The sequence below is a fragment of the Xanthomonas euvesicatoria pv. euvesicatoria genome, from assembly GCF_020880415.1.
Classification (GTDB): domain Bacteria; phylum Pseudomonadota; class Gammaproteobacteria; order Xanthomonadales; family Xanthomonadaceae; genus Xanthomonas; species Xanthomonas euvesicatoria.
Map to the genome: position 1 here is coordinate 1 of NZ_JAJIUJ010000121.1, position 19,664 is coordinate 19,664.

19 protein-coding genes and 1 pseudogene are annotated in these 19,664 nt (G+C 60.8%); 5 read left to right on the forward strand and 15 right to left on the reverse strand.

Features of this window, described 5'->3' with window-relative positions:
* Positions 1–134 precede the first annotated feature (134 nt).
* From LN450_RS22930 to LN450_RS22955, 6 genes and pseudogenes are all read right to left on the reverse strand, one after another.
* On the reverse strand, positions 135–431 hold the full coding sequence (locus LN450_RS22930; RefSeq protein WP_011349168.1) for a hypothetical protein: 297 nt from the start codon (positions 429–431) through the stop codon (positions 135–137).
* A gap of 17 nt (positions 432–448) precedes the next feature.
* Complete coding sequence (gene xopAJ / locus LN450_RS22935) at positions 449–1,801, reverse strand: zeta toxin family type III secretion system effector XopAJ/AvrRxo1 (protein WP_011349167.1); 1,353 nt, start codon at positions 1,799–1,801, stop codon at positions 449–451.
* Positions 1,802–1,861: 60 nt separating this feature from the next.
* Positions 1,862–2,698: pseudogene (locus tag LN450_RS22940) on the reverse strand (restriction endonuclease).
* A gap of 466 nt (positions 2,699–3,164) precedes the next feature.
* Entirely contained in the window at positions 3,165–3,431 is a 267-nt protein-coding gene (locus LN450_RS22945; RefSeq protein WP_011349164.1) for a hypothetical protein, read from the reverse strand.
* Positions 3,428–4,015: a S1 family peptidase gene (locus tag LN450_RS22950; RefSeq protein WP_228884938.1), complete on the reverse strand. Its 588-nt coding sequence runs from the start codon at positions 4,013–4,015 to the stop codon at positions 3,428–3,430. The genes LN450_RS22945 and LN450_RS22950 overlap by 4 nt, the downstream gene beginning before the upstream one ends.
* A 352-nt stretch (positions 4,016–4,367) precedes the next feature.
* Positions 4,368–5,918: a choice-of-anchor Q domain-containing protein gene (locus tag LN450_RS22955; protein ID WP_170808575.1), complete on the reverse strand. Its 1,551-nt coding sequence runs from the start codon at positions 5,916–5,918 to the stop codon at positions 4,368–4,370.
* Between the two features lie 365 nt (positions 5,919–6,283).
* Between LN450_RS22955 and LN450_RS22960 the strand changes: the two genes are divergently transcribed.
* Positions 6,284–7,174, forward strand: coding sequence for a pseudouridine synthase (locus LN450_RS22960; RefSeq protein WP_011349161.1), 891 nt, complete (start codon positions 6,284–6,286; stop codon positions 7,172–7,174).
* A gap of 30 nt (positions 7,175–7,204) precedes the next feature.
* On the opposite strand, the gene LN450_RS22965 is transcribed toward LN450_RS22960, so the two are convergent.
* Complete coding sequence (locus LN450_RS22965; protein WP_017112444.1) at positions 7,205–7,450, reverse strand: helix-turn-helix domain-containing protein; 246 nt, start codon at positions 7,448–7,450, stop codon at positions 7,205–7,207.
* A 111-nt stretch (positions 7,451–7,561) separates the two neighbouring features.
* Between LN450_RS22965 and LN450_RS22970 the strand changes: the two genes are divergently transcribed.
* The gene (locus LN450_RS22970) at positions 7,562–7,873 is read left to right on the forward strand and encodes a hypothetical protein (RefSeq protein ID WP_011349160.1); all 312 of its coding nucleotides are present in this window, start codon (positions 7,562–7,564) and stop codon (positions 7,871–7,873) included.
* A 28-nt stretch (positions 7,874–7,901) separates the two neighbouring features.
* Here LN450_RS22970 and LN450_RS22975 read toward each other — a convergent pair whose 3' ends face one another.
* Positions 7,902–8,333 (reverse strand): hypothetical protein, encoded by a 432-nt coding sequence (locus LN450_RS22975; protein ID WP_170808574.1) that lies wholly within the window; start codon positions 8,331–8,333, stop codon positions 7,902–7,904.
* A 320-nt stretch (positions 8,334–8,653) separates the two neighbouring features.
* Here LN450_RS22975 and LN450_RS22980 point away from each other — a divergent pair, with 320 nt between their 5' ends.
* A complete protein-coding gene (locus tag LN450_RS22980; protein WP_008574610.1) occupies positions 8,654–9,052 on the forward strand; it encodes an antitoxin Xre/MbcA/ParS toxin-binding domain-containing protein in 399 nt (132 codons plus the stop codon).
* 103 nt (positions 9,053–9,155) lie between these two features.
* Here LN450_RS22980 and LN450_RS22985 read toward each other — a convergent pair whose 3' ends face one another.
* The 3 genes from LN450_RS22985 to LN450_RS22995 all read right to left on the reverse strand — a co-directional run bounded on the left by LN450_RS22985 (position 9,156) and on the right by LN450_RS22995 (position 12,856).
* Positions 9,156–10,775, reverse strand: coding sequence for an alpha/beta hydrolase (locus LN450_RS22985; RefSeq protein WP_011349158.1), 1,620 nt, complete (start codon positions 10,773–10,775; stop codon positions 9,156–9,158).
* A 694-nt stretch (positions 10,776–11,469) separates the two neighbouring features.
* Positions 11,470–12,402 carry an XVIPCD domain-containing protein gene (locus LN450_RS22990; RefSeq protein ID WP_011349157.1) on the reverse strand — a complete coding sequence of 311 codons (933 nt, stop codon included), beginning with the start codon at positions 12,400–12,402 and terminating at the stop codon, positions 11,470–11,472.
* Positions 12,403–12,418: 16 nt separating this feature from the next.
* On the reverse strand, positions 12,419–12,856 hold the full coding sequence (locus tag LN450_RS22995; protein ID WP_228729415.1) for a DUF6393 family protein: 438 nt from the start codon (positions 12,854–12,856) through the stop codon (positions 12,419–12,421).
* 627 nt (positions 12,857–13,483) lie between these two features.
* On the opposite strand from LN450_RS22995, the gene LN450_RS23000 reads away from it, so the two are divergent.
* Entirely contained in the window at positions 13,484–14,044 is a 561-nt protein-coding gene (locus LN450_RS23000; protein ID WP_074038902.1) for a hypothetical protein, read from the forward strand.
* A 204-nt stretch (positions 14,045–14,248) separates the two neighbouring features.
* Here LN450_RS23000 and LN450_RS23005 read toward each other — a convergent pair whose 3' ends face one another.
* The gene (locus LN450_RS23005) at positions 14,249–15,328 is read right to left on the reverse strand and encodes a type II toxin-antitoxin system RelE/ParE family toxin (protein ID WP_011349155.1); all 1,080 of its coding nucleotides are present in this window, start codon (positions 15,326–15,328) and stop codon (positions 14,249–14,251) included.
* The gene (locus LN450_RS23010) at positions 15,315–15,521 is read right to left on the reverse strand and encodes a hypothetical protein (protein ID WP_008577177.1); all 207 of its coding nucleotides are present in this window, start codon (positions 15,519–15,521) and stop codon (positions 15,315–15,317) included. The genes LN450_RS23005 and LN450_RS23010 overlap by 14 nt, the downstream gene beginning before the upstream one ends.
* Positions 15,522–15,792: 271 nt before the next feature.
* On the opposite strand from LN450_RS23010, the gene LN450_RS23015 reads away from it, so the two are divergent.
* Positions 15,793–16,320 carry a CcdC protein domain-containing protein gene (locus LN450_RS23015; protein ID WP_008577178.1) on the forward strand — a complete coding sequence of 176 codons (528 nt, stop codon included), beginning with the start codon at positions 15,793–15,795 and terminating at the stop codon, positions 16,318–16,320.
* A gap of 25 nt (positions 16,321–16,345) precedes the next feature.
* Here the strand turns inward: LN450_RS23015 and LN450_RS23020 are convergent, their stop codons facing one another.
* Positions 16,346–17,611, reverse strand: a complete 1,266-nt coding sequence (locus tag LN450_RS23020; protein ID WP_011349154.1) for a phospholipase D-like domain-containing protein — start codon at positions 17,609–17,611, stop codon at positions 16,346–16,348.
* Between the two features lie 196 nt (positions 17,612–17,807).
* Positions 17,808–19,655 carry a peptidoglycan-binding domain-containing protein gene (locus LN450_RS23025; RefSeq protein ID WP_011349153.1) on the reverse strand — a complete coding sequence of 616 codons (1,848 nt, stop codon included), beginning with the start codon at positions 19,653–19,655 and terminating at the stop codon, positions 17,808–17,810.
* Positions 19,656–19,664: the final 9 nt, after the last annotated feature.

Sequence of the window (19,664 nt, forward strand, 5' to 3'; positions counted from 1 at the left end):
TTTAGAATTCAACCTGGACCCAGTTCCCTGGTTTGCACACTTGAACCTACCTAGCTTGCGCCGAGGACTCAGACTGAGCCAGCTAGGTCATCGATAGATACAAAACCATCATTGTAAATGCACCAGCCTGGCTGTCATGACCAAGAGGAAAGTGTCTCAACGATACGAGCAAATTCCTTTAACGTCATAATTTTAGGATACTCGACGTAGTACATCCGCTCATATATGTCGCGGCGCTCTTTCACATCAGTAAGGCGCCCCGCACTACTGGTATAGCAAAGTTTTTCCAGTTCCTCGAGATCAAACCGTTCCTTGCCGACGGCATCGGCGCGTACTAATGCTGACGCGATATCGGAAGCATGTAAGGCTTCATTGCGTCCCTTAAGCTTCTTATGGAATTCGAGCGCCTCTGCGCCTTTCAAAGTTTTCATCGCTATTTTCCTGTCAATCAAATTAGCTCGCTATGAGCAGCTAGCGCGGCCGACCACGACTTGCCGTTATATTTTTCCAGCGCGGCTCGCGTATTCGCCGCGCGCTCGGGATCATCTATATTATTTGTCAGACGATCAATCAATTCATTGTCGATTATCTTATCAGCCAAATCACCGGTAACCGAGGACTGCGGGGACGTTATCTTTTCATATAAATCAGCATCCTCTACACTCAACTCACCGCCCATGACGCTAGCAACCATGACCTTCTTACCATCCTCGGCTGTTCCGAATAGTCGATAGTTTCCCAGGCTCGGATCGGCGATGAACCTGTCTATCACACTCATTCTATTGCTTCGTACGGCCACAAATCCACTCGAGACTACAGGGTAAGGAGGCCTAGGATCTTCACCTTCAGGTTTCCGTTGCAAAACTCCCGTCAAAGAATTCTCAAGGGGTGCATCGATATCGCACAATTCAACTTTTCGACCTGTTTCTTTGGCTAGTTCTATATAGCTGTCGATTTCGTACGCCCTTGCCAAGCGCTTGTCGACAACAATGCTAGCGATTGCACCGCTGCCCGTCCTTTGAGAGCGAAGCCCGTCTTCAAAATGGTCAGCAAGAAAACATGATTCGTTATGAACTTGCGCCGAGCTAAATATCTTGGCGCCGGCCTCCGACTTCGCAAGCGAACTCTTGAATACATCTGGATTGATGCAACCTTTCCCACCTGTCTTCTCCAGAGCTGCGGCGAGAGCTGGAATTTTTTTTGTGGCTATCCGCGTCTTACCCGTGGCAGTGTTTCCGCGCAACGCAAACAATGTCGGTTGGCAGCCATCGCGCTCAAGAGATTCTGCCAGGGTCAAGGCCGAAGATCGTGCTTCATCTAATAGCTTTTCGTGCAACTTACGGCGCTCCGGATGCCAGTTCTCCGGATTCGCCAGATACTCCCATCGCCCCGGACCAGAAGATGGGAGGTTGCCCAAACCATATAACTCATCGGTGCCTTTAAGCTGAGTAGCCTGTTGATGTGTCACCGCGGCGGTCGATGCACCTGCGATCGGCACCGAATGCGGCGGCGATGCATGAACATAAGCATGAGTGGTGTTGCTGCTCTTCGAACTAGCGGGTCTAGCTGGCAAATTATCAAGCTGGGTCTGGAATTTATACTCCGGCGCCGCTTGTGATGACTCAGCTTGGACGCCTTTGGATTCTGCGTCATCGAAAGGAACATGAGAAGTAAAAAGCCCGGCTGTGCCAGCAATGCCTATCTTGTTTTTTATGTTAAAAAATGTCCAGAGTCCAAGAAAATACAGTCCGACTGACTCTGCAACATTAGTCGCGATTCGAACCGCGACTCGCACACCCACGAACTACATGAGCAGCAAACGAACCTATGAAAAATGAAAAAAAACGGGGGTCAGGTTCGCTTACGAAATTCCTCTGCACCTAGGAAAATGGCTGCAACCCAGAAAGTTCTCGCCGCTGCGCCGGTTTCTTCTCTGCACGAGTGCGCTGCCGCAGCGTGGGCAGCTTGGAGTGGCAATGTTTGCAGAGGCAGTGGAATCAGCTGAACCAAAGACAGGCTCGATGCGCGCGGATATCGCCGTCGGCTGCGCTGTGGCTTGTTGCTGCACTGCTTGGATCATGTCCAACAACTGTTCGCCGCCGATCAATTCGATCGGTTTGCCTTCGGCAAAGCGCTCGGCGTCTTTCGTGTAAGTGCCGATGCAGGCGATCTTGACCGTGTGGGCCTGGTGATGGGCCAGCAGGCCGTACATTTCGCGCACGACGCTGACGCCAACCTGCTGACGCTTCCATTGTTTGCATTGCACGAGTGTGCGGCGGCCGTCCTTGCGCAGAATCAGGTCGATGCCGCCGTCTGCACCGCCCAGGCCGGTTTGTTCGACGCTATAGCCTTGGCGGCGAAATGCTTCGCCTACCAATCGTTCGAATTGGCGCCAGCCGCCAGCGGCCAGGCTCTCCAGGGTGGTACGTGTGTCCAGAAAGCGTTGCCGGCTGCGTTAGCCCAGATAGGAGCACAGCGCGGCGAGCCAGCAGATGCCGAGCAGCATCCACGCCAATGGCGCGAACGCCCCACTCGACTGTTGGGCAAACCCTTGCGACAGCATCCCGCCATGGTGGGAGAACCACCAGCCGATGCCGTAGCGCACCCCAAGATACCCAACGATTCCCGCTACAAGGCCGAGCGGCCACGGCAACGCGGCCAACGCTTCAAACCCCCTCTGCTTCTTTCTGCGTCCCATGCAAGAACCCCCGTTCCAGGTTCGAACATAACCGCTGAAACGCGCGTTGTCAGTAAGGGGGCGATGCTATTGCGATCTGCACCCCATCAAGTGATTAGGATCGTGCACTTCAGCGCGGAAGGCTTACACGGGCCTCAATGCTTGAGTCCGCTAAAACTACGTCGGCAGTTGCATCGGCAGCCGCAAGCCGACTCTTGAACGGGTTGCGCGCGGATTGTTCTTGGATACGGCGATCAACATGACCAGATGCAATGCGGGCTAGTGGTCGCCAACTTGGCCATTGCTACGACGAGCGGAGTCTTTGGATCGTCGGTGGAGGCAGGTTTGAAGGTTCTCTGCCTTGAGATCAAGCGGGCAACATTCAGTTGCGGCAATTCGTTCCATCCAACCCCTTCCCTTGAAGGGGAAGGGGCTGCCGGCCTGGAGTGATAGGCGAATACTTCGCCAAATCATTTCACTGCCGAAATCAGTTTGGTGGTGCAATCGTATAATCAGGCTGCTCACGGAAGAACTGAGCTGTAGATGTATAAAACATCATGTTCAGATTATCGTATTGACCTTTAACGATCCCATGCATCACTCCCGATGAGCTCACCACCGGTCCGCCGGAATCGCCTGGACCTGTCAGGCCGCCGAAGTCAGGGGTGGCGGCATGCAGTCCTTGGAGTCCTGGGTCTGGGAAATTTGCAGGAATGCGCGCATCGGTCCAGTCGCACAACACGTCGGTGCTCATGCCGCTTGTGCAGAAGCGGTCAGTCGGAGGAGCGGGCGTGTGGTCATTGCCGCAATCGTATCGAGCCCGCCAGCGCGCGACCGATAAAGAATTGCCCGCGAGAGCAGGACCTTGCCTACCGCACGCGGCTCGTAGGTCGAAACGATTGTGCAGTGAATTCCCGTTGATGGCGCTTCGCAGTGCCGGTAGTTATGCAGCACCGGTTCCACGCGAATCAATTCGAGATCTGAAACGCTCGATTTCCATGAGACATAGCCAAGATCTGCCCCATCTACGGACACTGTGCTGTTGTAGTCACCACAGTGACCTGCAGTCAGAACGAACCGGACCGCTCTCCGATAGGGCGTCAAGTTAGCAAGGACGCCTGTCTGCTTAAGCACAAGGCCGGCAGTGCAGCGGTTACCCAGGCTCATCGTCAGCACCGTACCGCCAACCACTGGCTGCCGGAGTCTGGCCTGATCGATGGCAAGCGCCGAGGCAGACGCAAGGAGCGCCAGGACACCAACGGCGATCAAAGAGCCGCGACGTGCACGTCCCATTTTCTTTTGAGACGTATCTGGACGCGCGAAGTAAATATTAATCATCTTTTCCTACGAGGTTATGGTGAAACAACTCAAGACATCGTAATTCCTCGGCAATTAACTATTTTTTTTAGGGACGAAGCGCCGCCGCAGCAAACGAAGTAGATCGCTGCCGCGCTTTTGCGTGCAGCTGCGCATTGACCAATCCGGAACTGCGCAAGATTTCAACATGCAGCTTGATCGGCTTCAGCGGTTGAGCAAGCTGTGCGCATCACAACAAGGCCAGATTCGATGACGCAGTCGCCGGCACAAAGGGGCTGGTCCTGGGGATCCTTGATCGCATGACCGAGCAGGCTTAAGCCACTCGGCCACACAATGCGCGTCCTCGCCAGGGAACGGGGACACGCAGTTCGATTTACTTGATTTCCACCGCACCCACATCGCAGACCGCGGTATCACGCGCAACACCACGCTGGTCGATCGTGCGGCAGTTGCTGCCGAGGTTGCGCACCGGGCTGTTGGCCGCCGGCAATTGGGTAAGCGTGGGGCCGCCATTGGCGGCCGGTGCGCCCAGCAGCGGATTGGTGGCGCGTGCGAGGCCGGCGGTGAGGCAGCTGTGGAACAGGCCGCCCGCAGCCGAGTACTCGATCAGGTTGTTGCCGGTGCTGCTTTGGTCGCTGCAGAAGGTGCGCTCGGTCTTGGAATAGAAGATGCTGTTGCGGATGTCGAAGCCGCTGCCGAACAACGTGGACCCGGGGGTGTTCTCGGCGAAAGTGACGTTGTTGAAGCGCACCGTGGTCTTGCCCTGGTCGCCATTGGACGGCTGCCAACCCACATGCTGGATCGCCGCGCCCACACCCTTTGCATAGTTGCCATAGAAGGTGCTGTTGCTGACGTTGCAGGACGGGCCGTAGCAGTCCATGTACAAGGCGCCGGCGTTGCTCTTTTCGGCGCGGTTGGAGATGAAGCTGGTTTCTTCGACGTTGATGATGCCCGGCGTACTGATTGTGGTGCCGGAGTGTGTGGTATCGCCGAAGCCCAGGCTGATGCGCGCACCGCCGGCCGGGCCGCCATAGGCGATGTTGTTGGCGAAGGTGGAGTAGCGCACGTCGATGGTGTCCGGTGCATACGCCCACAACGTGGCGCCGCCGCCGCTGTTGGCCGCGCTGTTGTTGCGCACCACCGTGCCGCACACCGAGAGCGTGGCGCCACCGGCGGCGGCGTTGAGGTAGCCGGCGAGCGAGGCGCCGTCGGTGTCGATTGCGCCGCTGTTGCCGAACTGGTCGGCATCCGGGAAGCCGGCCGGCGCATTGATGGCCTGGTTGCCGACAAATTCGGAATTGACGATGGTCAGACGGCTGAGCTGCGTGTAGAGCGCGCCGCCCAGCCAGGAGGTGTTCTTGGAGAACGAGCTCTTGACGATGGTCACGTCGGTATCGCTGCCGGCAAAGATGGCACCACCCCCAATGCTGCTGCGGTTGCTCAGGAACTGGCTGTTGATCACTTCCAGCTTGCCGCGGTAGCTGACCTTGATCGCGCCGCCACCCCAGGTGCCGGGCGCGTACTGGGTGTTGGATGCCGGCTGCACGGAGCTGCCGTTCTGCAGTTTGAGATTGCGCACCGACAGTGCATTGCCGTTCTGCACCTGGAAGATACGCGCGGCCTGGCGGCCATCCAGGGTGATCTTGCCCTGACCATCGATCACCGTTGGCGTGCTGGCGCTGATGTTGATGGTCTGGTTGACGGCGATGCTGGTCGCACGCGTGCCGCAGTTGAAGGTGACATAGCCGCCTTGCGCCACCGCAGTGGCGAGTGCGCTGGCGGTACAACTGGCGGCCGTGCCGTTGCCGACCACCACGCCGGCATTGGAGTGCGCCCACGGCTGCGGCGTGGTGCATTGCGCCACCGATGGCACGGCGGCGATGGCCGCACTGGTGGTGACCAGCGCAAGAAGCCCCGCCGTCACGACGGTGGCGTGAAGTGTTGAACGCATGGTGATGTTCCTGCTTGAGAAAGGGATCGAAGGAGAGCCGGTTGCACGTACGCAACGTCAACGGATTTGATGACAGGTGTATTGCAAGCCGCAGCGTCGCGATCGAGGCGTGGCATGCGGCGCGATCACACGCATCGCGCTTCCAACCTAAGTTCCATCACACCACGCGTCGATGCGGCGCCATCGCGCGGGCGCACATCGCTTCGCGCATGCCGACTACGGCCAGTGCAGCGATCGACCGATGCTGCACTGCTGCATGCAACTGCCACGCTGCATGCAGTGCGTCGCCGCATCGCGCGTTACCATGCTGCACTCTCGATCCTGTTGCGATCCCGGCGATGCCCGATGCACCCCGTACCTACGATGGCACGCCGGCCAGCCGCTTCCAGCTGCCTGCCGGCCCGTGGGTCTCGGTCTTCGAGGCGCTGTGCGCGTGTTTTCCGGCGATCGCGGCCGAGCGTTGGCGCGACCGCTTCGCACGCGGCCTGGTGCGCGATGCCAACGACCAGGCCCTGGCGTTGTCAGCGCCGTATCGCGTGGGTGCGGACATCCGCTATTTCCGCGAGGTCGCCGATGAGCCGGTGATTCCGTACGTCGAGACCGTGGTGCATGCCGACGCGCAGTTGGTGGTAGCCTGCAAGCCGCACTTCTTGCCGGTGGCACCCGCCGGTGCATACGTGCGCGAGACGCTGCTGACGCGACTGGTGCGGCGGCTGGACAATCCGGCGCTGGTGCCATTGCACCGCATCGATCGCGAAACCGCGGGGCTGGTGCTGTTCTCGGCCAATCCTGCCACGCGCGGGATCTATCAGGCCTTGTTTCGGCAACGGCGCATCCGCAAGCACTACCTGGCGGTGGCACCACCGCTGCCACAGCTGAGGTTTCCGCATGTGCACCGCAGCCTGTTGGAGCCGGGCGAGCCGTTCTTCCGCATGCACGAGGGCGTGGGCGAAGCGAACAGCGAGACGGTGATCGAGGTGGTCGCACGCAACGCAGACACCTGGACGTATCGGCTGGAGCCGGTGACCGGGCGCAAGCATCAACTGCGTGTGCACATGGCCGCGCTGGGCGCGCCGATCCTGCACGACCGGTTTTATCCCGAGCTGGAAGCCCAGCGGCCCGATGACCCGGAACGCCCGCTGCAGCTGTTCGCGCATACATTGGCGTTCGATGACCCGCTGACCGGTGAGCCACGGAGTTTTAGAGCGAAGGTCGGGCCGAACAGTTAGGAACAGAGCAACCAGCACTGCACCTGTGGATTACTTCAGTTCTTTCTCGAACTCGGCAACGAATTTGGTCAGTGAGGTTCCGCATGCATTACAGAAGTCTCGCAACTGAAGCAGATCCATCCGGCGACTGCCTCGCTCAACGTCACTTACATACGACTGCGGGCGCTCCAACGCATTGCTCAAGGCGACCTGCGTTAAACCGGCGGAAAGGCGAAGTTCGCGCAATTGCTGCAGCAGGATGTCGTAATGATCTTTGTGGATCGACTTGATTGGCATGGCGGCGAGGTTGGTAGGCCGCACTGAAGCTATATCCCCTTTTCAAATATCTGAAAAAGGGATAAATTCAGGCTGCGGATATCCCGTCCGTTTCCGTCGAGGATGGGCGCCATGACGACCTCAAAAACCAGCAAAACGGCCGCGCTACGAAAGCAAGAAGAAAACTTCACCTTCGGCGTCACGGTCGAGCAGATCGACCGCTTTCACACACTGCTGCGCACGATCACCGCGCAGAGCGACATGGTGGCGGTCTGCAGCGGCAAGCCACTGGACGCCACCAGCCTCTCGGTGTTGGGCGAGAGCATCTTCAATGCCGCCCGTGCGGTGCGCGGTGTGGTCGATGAGATTTACGAACAGCGGCTCGGCGGCCATGGCTCTGCCGATGCGGCCGAGCCGCGCGTGCAGCGCGGCGCCAGGGCCTGACTGGGCGCCGCGTGCAATCGCGTCAGCCTCAACGCACCTTGTACAACACCGCCGCACCCGGCCTGGGTTCGAACATCGGCACGGTCTGCTGTTTGAGCGCGGTGCCCTTGGCGTCCCACACCAGGGTGTCGGTGGGGTATTCGTCCTTGCGGGTCATGCTGTCGATCTGTTTGGCGATGACGGTGGATCCGGCTTTCACGTCCGGGTTCCAGGCGAACACGCCCCGGCGGCCGTAGAACACGGCCGGTGCTGCGGCGTCCAGGCGACGGTCGGGGCACATGACCAGGCCGCGTTCCAGCATCACGCGCAGCGCGCCGACCGGCACGGCCTTGACGGTGGGCGTGGTGCGTTCGGTGCTGTGGCCGGGGCAGACATTGGCCGAGCGGGTGAGCATGTCTTCGACCACCTGGCGGTCGGACTGGGCCAGCGCCGGCAGCGCGGCGGTGGACAGGGCAAGCATGGCAAGGGCGGATTTCCAGGGCATCTGACAACTCCTCATGAGGTGAGACTCCAACACTGCAGCCCATCCACGCGCGGGCTGCTGCCAGTGACGCGCCCGGATGCTAGCAACCGCTGCGTTAAGTGCTGCGAAGGCGGGCAGGCGCGGGCGACGCCGTGCAGGCGGTGCGCCGGCCCTGCACGCGTGCTCCATGCCGGGCCGCCGCGCCGCGCTGCATCACGCAACGGCCGCTGACGCGCCTGGCGGCTGTCAGGAGTCTCCCGATTGAGCGGCAGCAGCGGCCCGGTTAGCGTGCGCGCACGTACTCAGCTGGACAACCCATGGAACGCGCCGACCTCATCGCAGCAGTGCTTACCGGCATGCGGCGCGCCGAAGATTTTCGCGCGCAGGGCGCGCTCTACAGCACCGCGCACAGCGAGCAGATGCAGGTGGACCACGGCAAGGCGGCCGACGCCGAGCTGGTGCTGTCGATGTTTGCGTTCACCCCCGAACACCTCAAGTTGCTTGGCACCGCCGGCATCGAAAACCTGGGCGAAATCGTTTGCCACGCGTGGGCCTTGAACGGTGGCAATAACGAGGCACTGATCCGCTGGTTCCGCCAACCCATGAATGCCCTCGACGGCCAGACGCCTGCGGCGATGGTGCGTGGCGGGCGCATCCAGGTGCTGCTGCTGGTGCTGCGCCAGCAGGTGGAATGGGAATTGCCGCGCTCTGCCTGATGCCTGATCGACACCGCCGTGCATGCGGTCCGGCATGCGCGGTGCGGTTGCGGCGGGCGTTGCACGCGCGCGTAGCCGTGTGCAACGCGATGATCTCAGCCGCTCAGCGTTTCGGTCGCGCCACTGCGTACACCTCTGCGGCGATCTTCTTCATCAGCGCGTCGCTGTCGTCGCCCTCGGTGTAGAGATCGAAGTGGGTGCGGCCTTCCAGATAGCGGAAATCGCTCCTGGCGCCCAGGCCATCGAGCACCGCCTGGAATTTATGCGCCGCGCCATCCAGGTAGAACGTATCGGCGGTGCCGACGATCACATGGATCTTGCCGTCCAGGTCCGCCTTGAGCGTGGGCCATTGCGCGGCCACGCGCGCGGAAATGTCGTAGTGGGTACGCCAATAGGTCACCACGGCCGGGTCCACCTTGCCGGTGTCGCGGTCGAACATCGGCAGCGGGCGGCCGTCGGCGCCGCGCGGTGAAAAGACCCACTCGAACGAGGTGAGCTGGCCGCCGTACGGGCCGAGCACCCGTTCGAGCTTGGCGAAGGTTTCCAGATCGGCCAGCACCTTGCCGTGGTCGCGGATCAGCGGAAACTGGCTGCCGTCGGCGCGGCGGTAGACGTTGGCATTGGGCGTGTACAAATCCGGGCCGGTGAAGTCACGGAAATCGCTGGAATCCGGCGAGGTGGACCAGGTGCCGCCGAACAGTTTGGGGTAGCGGGTCTGCAACCACAGCGTGGCCCAGCCGCCGGACGAATGCCCGTTCAAGAAGCGGCCGCTGGCCTTGCCGTCCATCTTGTACTGACGCTCGAGCGCCGGAATCAGCTCTTCGGTCAGCGCGGTGCCCCACGGGCCGTTATTGACCGAATCGGCGAACTCGTGGGTACCGGTGGGCGTGGACTGATCCAGGAAGACCCAGATCATCGGCGGTATCTGCTTGGCCGCCATCAGGCGCCAGGTGGATGCAATGCTGCCGGCGAAGCGGTTGTAGTTACCACCGAAGCCATGCGTGACGTACACGGTGGGATAGCGCGTGGCGGCCTTGGCGTTGTAGCCGGGCGGCGTCAGCACACGGGCGCGCAGCGACACCGGCCGGCCCCAGAACGCGCTGAGCGATGGGCTCACCATCGAGGCATCGGCGCTATGCAGCCTGGCTTCGGGCACCGCATCGCGCACCGCCTGCGGCGCGCGCGGCGAGACCTGCCACGGATCGTCCGAGACCGGCACCTGCTTGCTCAAGGTCAGCGCCGGCAGCGGCTTGCCGTTGGCCAATGTCACGGCGGTGACCTCGCTCAGCAGATCGCCGCCATCGCGGCCGCTGTAGCCATAGCTGCCATCCGGGTCGAGCACGGCCTGGAACAGATAATCGCCGGCCGGCAGCGCAGAAAACCCGCGCGGGAAGGCGATGTTGTCCAGATCGATCTGCACACTGCCGCCGGGCGCCAGCGCGGTGACCTCCTGCGCGGCCACCGCCACTGCGGTAGGGCGGAAGGGATTCATATCCACCTCCTCCACCTTGCCGTCTTTCCCGCTTTGCTTGGCCTGCGCCTGGGCATCCTTGGCCAGGGTGGCGAACACCAGCAGGCGCCCGGACGTGGCCTGGTCGGTCGCCCCGCCCAGGGTGACGCGCAGCAGACGATGCGCCGGCGCCGGCTCGGCGGCGTGTAAGACACAAGCGCACAACAGGCCGACGGCCAGGCCCAGGCGTGGGGCAAGACGATGCAGGGACATGCAGATCCTTGAAAGCGGATGTGTGGGGTGGGCTTGGTGGCCCTGTGCGGACTGTAGCCAGTTTCTGGGGGAGCTGCGCGCGCTGTGGGCGAGATGAGGTCAGCGCATCCAATCCAGGTATTTTACGCGCTCAGGTTGGGGTCGCTTGCGGCGCAAGAGTGGCTAGAGTTGCATGTGTTCAAGGCGTTTGTGGTGAGGGCGGACTAGCTCAGCGCAGCTGATACAGCACAGATACCATGCAGTTAGATCGACTGTCTGAACTGCTGAGGCAACCGGATATCCAGGTCACGTCGAATTTGCGAGTGGAGCTCAAGACATCGATAGGCAAGCAGCAGACAGGCGTCAGATAAGTTATATGGCGATATTTGTAGTTAGAAGTTCATGCATCGCTGCGACCCGGTAGAAAGCGACCTATGGACGCTTGTCTACTGGTAGAGTGGCGAACTGATAATTCCTACTTATTCCCTGTGCCACTCGGTGCAGACAACGTCGTCGATGCCGGCAGTCAGCTTCCGGTGCACTTGTCCGACAGCCCAACGCTTGATCGCGTGGGCTAATTGCTGGCAATGCCGATATGACGGTCCAGACTCGTCGAGCGCTATGTTGACGGGCCCGGAGCACGTCCACAATACAAGTTGATTTTGATTATGTTTCTTGTGCTTGTAATCATATGCAACTAACCAGTTCGCCGTGCTTATCGCAATCCGAGTGCGCCATGACTTGGTTGATCTATCGAGCGTGATGCTTCCTGTGCGGGGGGCTGTACAGCTTGCTGGTTTGCGGTTTCCAGCTTCTGCAGGTTCTCTGCCAACGGCTGCTTGACGGCCTCACCTTTGTCGACATGGGTGCGCAGGAGGTCCATGTCATTTCCTGGATTCTTATAAGTTGCGAAGACATTGCCATTGGTTTGGCTTGGAACGACTTCTTGGATCTCGGGCAGAGGCGGACGATTAAGTTTTGCCTGGACAGCCAGGGCGCCGGCAATCCGCTCCTTGTCTTGCTGATTGGTGTAAACACCAGCATCTGGACCCAGCTTGTCGAGTCCAGCAAGAGCCTGTTTGAACAATGGATCATCACGCAGCCGGGCTTCTTGTTGCGGATCGAGAGGTGCTCCACCTGCACTAAAGGCACGTCCTGAATTACCTAGACCTGGTACCGCGGGCTGGACCGACTCGTCCAGCTGTCGCCCCGATGCAGGCGCCCAATGTCCTAAGACTCCGTCGTTTTTCGGTTCCTGAAGACCCACGTCCCGCAGAACGCTATCAGCGAGTGTGTTTGAGTTTTGCAGCAGGGGATCGTAGGGATATTTGTCATCCTTACTCCTGGCATTAGCGACCATGCGGCCCCACGTTCCGGACAAGTCCGCGCCATTTGCAATCTCTTCCCGATACTGCTTTTGGCCAATTGCATTCGGATTGTCCCGATGATCAGGGTTGTTTCGGTCATAGGGGAGGTTGGTCTCAACGTGCATCCGTCCGTACGGCAATCCAGGTCGCTCATCGCCAGTCCAGCCGCTAATAGTGCGCTGGTTGCCCTCCTTGTCCGTGTAGAGAAGGAACTTGTGGTGGTATTCCTTGCCGAGAGCAGCCCCGATATTCCGGTACCCGACTTCGATCTTCTCATCCATGACATGCTCCTGTGGCTTACTGATTCTTGATATGAACGGCTTCGACGTGTGTCACCTTGCCGTCGGCATCCAAAGAAAAAGTCATCACTACGGAACGTGCATCGGGATCCAACATCGCTTGTCCCTTGTTGTCCCTGACGACAATCTTGCTTTCGGTGTCTTCAACGACCTTCGAGGTTGGAGATTTACCGAAGGTCTCTAGCACCGACGCCTTTGTAGTGCCCAACGGTATGTATTTCGTAACGATATTGCTCACATCGATCTGCTCGAATCGAACGGGTTTTTGGGAAGCATAAATCTCGTCAAACATTGGGCTGGCTCCTGTCATCGAGGGGTCTTCCTGTGTCGAAGTAGTGCGCGCATTGTCCGCATTGGCGCAGGACGAAAGTGGAAGTACCGCAACCCCGACAAGTGCAAGTGTTGCGGCCAAGCCCTTCGACATGATGCGTGGCATGGCGATCTCCTGATGCGACTAATCACGTGATTCGAATATCCGCGAGATACTGTCCTTCTCGGCCAAGCTCGAAAACCGAGTAGCGTTCAGGCGGACGGCTGCCAGCTTACTACAAGCTCTCAAGAGCCGATAGTCGTTGAGCGGATTGTCAATGGGCTTTGCGCTGACGCTTCTGGGCCAAGCCCAGCATGGATCGGTGAGTAAGAGCAATCCATGAGTCATCAATAGACGCTCAGACTTCAGTAGCGGCCCTGACGTACCGAGTCGCTCACTAAGTGACGGATCCGTTCTGTCTCAGTTGTTTTCTAGCTCGATCGACCGAACCCGGTTTGCTCTCCTCTGAAAATCAAAACTGCATCACGTAACGAAATCGCTGAGACGATTTGTCGGGTTGGCATGTTGCAGAAACTCAAAATCGCTGCACCAGAAAGTAATCGATTAAACATCGATGGAGATCTGGAATTACCTTCAACGCCGTATCTAATCGTCAAAAGCGCAAGCGATTATCTGCTGTTTGAGATGTTCGCAAATGGCACTGCGTGCTCTTTCAAAGCGCAGTACATCGCACTACAAACCGTGGCCGCTGATCGTCCTTGCACCATAAACTCACACTCAGGAGTGATCAAAATGATCCAGAAAAAAAACCGTCGTTGTGCGCTTGCGGCATGCAGCCTCTCGCTTGTGGCGATGGTGCTGTGTATGAGCGCAGCTGTTGCCGCACCGGTGCCCGGGAAGGACACCGTCACGTTGCGCCATGTCTTCGCCACGCTGCAGAACGGTCAGCAGGATCAGAAGCCCGAAGATGTTGCGGCGTGTCGCAAGCAGGTTGCCGAGCCGACGTCCAAATACCTGGGAGTGGCGGTCACCACCACCTATTCCATCGATGTGCAGTCGAAGATGATGACCGCTTCGGCGTCGCTGCCATCGCCTGTTGCCACGCAGCCGTTGATGCTCACGGTGCCGCTGTCGCCGTTGGGGTTGTCCGGCGACTATGCGTTTGGTGCATTCCGGCCGAGCGCACTGCCCAACACCTATGTGCTGTTCTCGGTCGGGCTGAATTTCAAGGACCCCAAGTCGTCCGTGCTCGTGCTCAACAGCGACAAGCGCTACAACTGCCTGGTCACCAGCGATCCGGCGCCCTTCCAGGGAGCCTTGAGCAGCCAGCTTGGAAAGGACCAGGGGCGTTGATGTTGCAGCGTCCCAGTCGCCGCCGGACGGGCCAGCCGACCAGGGCTTCAGCGCGTTCGACCAATCGCTAAGCGGCCGCGTCCCCGGAGCAGGATGTGCCCAGCACAGGACGCTGGCGATGGGCGAGCGGTGGCGTTGTCCGGGACGCCGTATCCGAGCAAGCGGCGTGGTTGCCTGCCGCGATGTGTGGCAGGCAACCAGCCCTCAGCGATACGGCCCCGGCCCACGCCAGACCGGTTCGCCCTGGCGGTAAACCTCCATCATGTTGATGACTTCGCGGGCGTCGCCGATGGACTTCAGTTCGGGCGAATCCGGCGGCAGCAGGCGGCATTTGCTGGAGCCGCGCTTGAGCGCGACATCCAGCGGGCAGATCATGCGTTGCTGGGTGCCGGGCAGGATGATGGCGATTTCCTGCATGCCTTGTTCTTTCCAGGCGCGCAGCTGGGTTTCGCTGCGCACGTCGTAATAGACCTGGAAGCCGCCGATATCCAGGCTGGGCTGGGCGTTGTTGCGGTCGTTGCGGCGGCCCTGGCTGATGGTGGGGGTGTTGGCCATGCCGTCTTCGGCGCCGTCGGCCGGTTCGTCCAGCATGCCGGGCGGCCTGCCGGTCCAGGTGTCCGGGCGGCGCTGTGCGGATGCCGCCGGCGGAGCGGGCGGTTGCGGCGGGGTGGGGCGTTGCTGGCGACGCGGCTGGCGGCGTTCGGCCAGGCTGCCTTGCGCGGTATCGCCCTGCCGCGGCACCGGATTTTTGGCCTGCTGCACCAGCGTGGACTGCACCGGCGTGGATGTCGGTGGCACCGGGGTGGGCGAGGGCACCGGCTGATCGGGCTGGGAGGTGTCGCCGACAAAATCCACCTTGATGCGTCCACCGCTGGCCGAGCCCTGCGGCGGGGTCATGGTGGGGGTGGAGGCCGACAGCAGGATCAGCAACATCAGCACGTGCAGCAGCGCGCTGATCAGCGCGGCAATCCACGGTTCGATGCGTTCGATCAGCGGCTCGGTGCGGGGCAGCCAGTCGCTGGCATCCAGATGGACGTGCAGCACCTGCAGGGCGCCCTCGCGCACGCGGTAGACCAGCACGTACGGGGTCTGCTTGACCACCCATTCGCGGGTGCCGGGCGCGCGGCCAACGCGGCCACGGCCGGGTTGCTCGGCCAGGGTGCGGGTGGCTTCCAGCACCTGCCGCGCCATCGCGGCAGCGGCGGTCGGGTTGAGCGCGTGGTAGTGATCCTGGGCGTGTGCAAGCTGCGTGGCGGCCGGGACGGTCCAGTCACGCCGTAACATCAACGCCCCATCTGGCGAACAGTGCGCTCACCTGTGCCGGAGTCGTCAACGCGCCCTGATCTGCAGCGGCAATGCCGTCCTGCACCGCGGCCTGGAAGCTGGCGTCGGCCACGACGCGGACCACGTCACTCCATCCAGCCGTCTCGGGCAGCGTGTCGATCAGCATGTGGGCGTCTTGCTTGATGGCGGACATGGCACGGCGGTGGGGGAGCACTGCGCAAGTCTACCCGCGCCGCTCCTGTTCGCGTGTGGCAGGCGCCGGCGTCCGCGCGCGGCGTTCACCGGGCAGGCGGCAAGCGCCTGCGCGGCAGCGGGCTGGGTGGCGCACGGCCTAACCGCATGCCCGATGCCGGCAGCGACCGGCAGTGCTGCCGCCTGCAGAAAGTGACACTTGGCACCTTGTTCGTGCCCATGGCTGGTTTCATTCTGCGCGGGTCGCTTCACTCATTCGCAAAGGACTCGCCATGCCTGCCGCTGCCATCGCACCCCTGACGCCGTATCTCTCGATGGCCGCCATCGGCTACCTCTACTACCGGCGCATCCGGCGCAGCTTCGGGCGCCAGCAATGGAAGCCGGTGGCCACGGCGGTGCGCAGCGCGGTGCTGCTGATCGCGGTGGCAGCACTGGCGTTCGCGGTGTACGGCTTGCCGCAGGTGCGGCTCGGTATTGCCGCAGGCGCGCTGGTCGGCATCGGCCTGGGTGCGCTGTCGCTGCGCTACACGCATGCCGAATGGGTGGATGGCCAAGGCTGGTACACGCCCAATCCCTGGATCGGCGGCGGCTTGATGCTGGTGTTGCTGGGGCGCCTGGCCTGGCGCTGGGCCGATGGCGCGTTCACTGCCGGTGCGGCGGCGGCTGGTTCGCAGGCCAGCCCGCTGACCCTGGGGATTGCCGCGGCACTGGTGCTGTATTCGCTGGTGCACGTGGGCGGGTTGTGGTGGCGGCTGCGCCAGCTGCGCCTGCAGGCAGGCGCTGCGGGGGCGGTACGCTGACCCCGCCGCGATTGGCCCTGCGCGCTCACACCTGCGAGCGGAACGGGAACACCAGTTTCTCGCCAAGCCTCTGCCGCAACGGCCGCGCGCGCCAGCGCTCCAGCGAATACTGCTCGGCACGTTGCAGATCGCGTTCGAATACCTCGGTCATGCGTGCGGCCAGCGTGCGGTCGTAGACATTCAGGCTGGCCTCGTCGTTGAGGCGGAACGAGCGGATGTCGAAATTGGTGGAGCCCACCGACACCAACAGGCCGTCGATGATCAGCAGCTTGGTATGCAGCATGGTGGGCTGGTATTCGTGGATCTCGATGCCGGCCTGCAGCAGCGGCTCCCAGCTGGCCTTGGAGGCCAGCCGCACCGAGACGGCATCGATATGCTTGCCGGGCAGCAGCACCCGGATGCGCACGCCGCGCGTACGTGCTTCGAGCAGCGAGCGGGTGATCAAGGCATCGGGTACGAAATACGCCGCAGCCAGGTCGATGCTGCTGCGTGCGGCGGCGATGGCGATCAGGTACATCAGGTGCATGCTTTCGCTGCCGCCGGCCGGCGAGGCCACGAACAACTGCGCATCGCTGTCGCCGGCAGCCTCCAACGCCGGGTAATACTGCGCGCCGTTGACCACACGGCCGGTGGTCTTGATCCAGTTGTCGTTGAAGGCGGTCTGCACCTGCGCCACCACCGGGCCCTCGATGCGGTAGTGGGTGTCGCGCCAATGGTCCGGGTCCTGCGCGTCGCCCATCCATTGGTCGGCCACGCCGACCCCACCGGTGAAGCCGATGCGGCCATCGATCACCAGCAACTTGCGGTGGGTGCGGTTGTTGATGCGGTGCAGGTTGTACCAGGCCAGCGGGCGGTAGCGATGCACCTCCACGCCGGCCTCGGTCATGGTGTCCACCAGTGCATGGTCCATCTTCAGGCTGCCGCCCCAGTCGATGGTGACCCGCACCTCCACCCCGGCACGCGCGCGCTCGGACAAGGCGTCGCTGAACTCGCGGCCGATCTCGCCCGACCAATAGATATAGGTTTCGAACGTGATGGTGTGCTGCGCGCTGCCGATGGCCTCCAGCATGGCCGGAAAGATCTCGCGGCCGTTATTGAGCACGTCGATCCTGTTGCCCGGCAGGATGGCCGGCCCCAGCAACACCGACATCTCGCGTTTGAATTGCGGATCGGCAACGTCGTACAGGTGCTTGGGGATGTGCTCGAGCTTTTTCTCCGGCGTGGCGAAGTTGAGCAGCAGCAGCCCCACCAGCAAGGTGACCGCCACGGCGGCCACGATGATCCATGTCATGCATCCCACTCCGATGTCCCGCCACTGCGGGCGCAAGCGGCCGGCATTTTGGCAAGGCCGGTGGCATGGGGTTTGTGAAGGGGCGAGGCGACAGGGCGGCGGCTCATGCCCCACTGTGCGCCATCTCCCCTGGCGAACAGTCTTTGGACATCATCCCGCCCCTCAGCACAGTTCTGTGCCGGGGCGGGCAAGGATGTCAGGCCACCATGCTGGCAGATCCCCGAGTTTGATTCTGCTGTTGCGATTGCTCCATCGCGCGCGAGCGCTCCATAGCCACTACTTGCTGCGCTTGCTCACTGCTCTCCTGTAGCGTTTGGTTCACCGCTTGCCCCGTATTCACCGGTGAAGTGCAGCGATTCAATGCCGCCTCGTCGCGAGAGGTGCTGATCTGCACTGCACGTGCCAGGGAGCCGTCGCTATTCAGCTCGACGCGGTCTACCGACGTTAGTCCGCTGCGGATCCCTTCCACTGAGAGTACTCCGGCAAGGCGCTCACTGTGCAGGCCTGAGCAAATGCCACGTTGCGATTCGGCTGCATGCACCTTTTCCAGCATCTGGTGGAAGAAGGAATGATGACTATGATTTGGGCTCGAAAGCAGTGGAGGAGTGTTTGCCGGTCTGGCGAGCACCTCATCGCTGCGCGGTGAGGGCGCCTCCATAGTCCCGGTATGCCTATGTCCTCGGTACGTACCAGGTGCCTGCTCAGGGTCATTGGTTTGGATCTGCTCTGCTGTTTGCCTTGCCAAGCTGTCTAGCGTTCCACGATCTGCAATGCCAGTGACCGGTAATCCATTGGCTTCCTGGAAGGCGCTGACCGCTTGACGTGTGCCACTCCCCAAATAGCCATCCACACGCAGGGGCTTACTGTCCGCGCCGGTAAAACCAAGCTCGATCAGATCGGATTGTAGGCCGCGTGCTTGCCGACCAATGGCATCTAGCGTCGCTGGGCCTGCCTTTCCATCAACAGGCGTCAGTCCATTGGCCCACTGGAATGCCTCGACCGCCTGCTTGGTCGACGCATTAAACTTTTGGTCTATCTGTAACGCATGGCCGTCTGAGTCGCCATACCCCAGCGCGCTAAGATTGGATTCGAGTTTGCGTACTTCACGGCCGCTGGAACCCTCTTTGAGGATATGGCTCTGCGCGGCCTGCCGGCCCGGTGATGCGTTAACCAGTTCCAGCGCTTTCTGGACATCGGGATCAGTACGCTCAGAGGAAGGGTCGAAGTTTCTGCCACTGACTTTCAAATGGGCTCGATCCAGCGCAGCCTGATTCTGAGGATATGCATCCTCATAATTCTGGGCAACATTCGCAGCCTTAGGGCCATCATAATATGTGTGAGTCGAACGAATCTGATCTGCCTTGGCTAACAACTGATCGTAATCTCCACCTTCCTTGAGAACCTTTTCAAGTTTTACTAATTGGCTAGGCATTTGATTCGCTGTCTTTGCGAGCAGGCTAATTGCTTCAAACCGGCGATCTTCTGCGATGTTAGTGCCATGCGCGTCTAGAATTCCCATTGCCGTCTGCGTGGCATTCCTGACCTGCGGATAATCGATATTGCTGTGGATCCACTGCTTGCCTTCTGTAGAGCTAGCCCACGCGTTGATGCTGTCGCGCGTACCGACATCAATAAAATTGAGTGTGGGCCGACCGTTCAAACCGTTTCCATGACTCAATAGATCGCGGCGTAAATCCGCATGATCTTCCGCGAAGGGAAGTTTGTGCTCCTTGGCGTATGCTGCGGCCTGCTGGATAACGCCATCAACGTAGGTTTGCTCACCCGGTTGCAGCGCACGGTTCTCAATCGAACCTAGCGGCCACGTGCCACGTTGGCCGAAGTCGACTTGAATCGTACCAAGGCTATAGCCGCTATTCTGTGCGACGCGATTGACCTCACCCCAGCGAGGCTCTGACGTGCCGACAGTAATTCCCGCAATTGCCAAATGATAAGAGGCGGCACCGCCCTCGGTTCCGCGTCCGACGGAAAAGTAAACGGCGCCAGAGACGGTTTCGAGATCGCGCGTATCGATATTGGTAGGCATAAGAGTTCC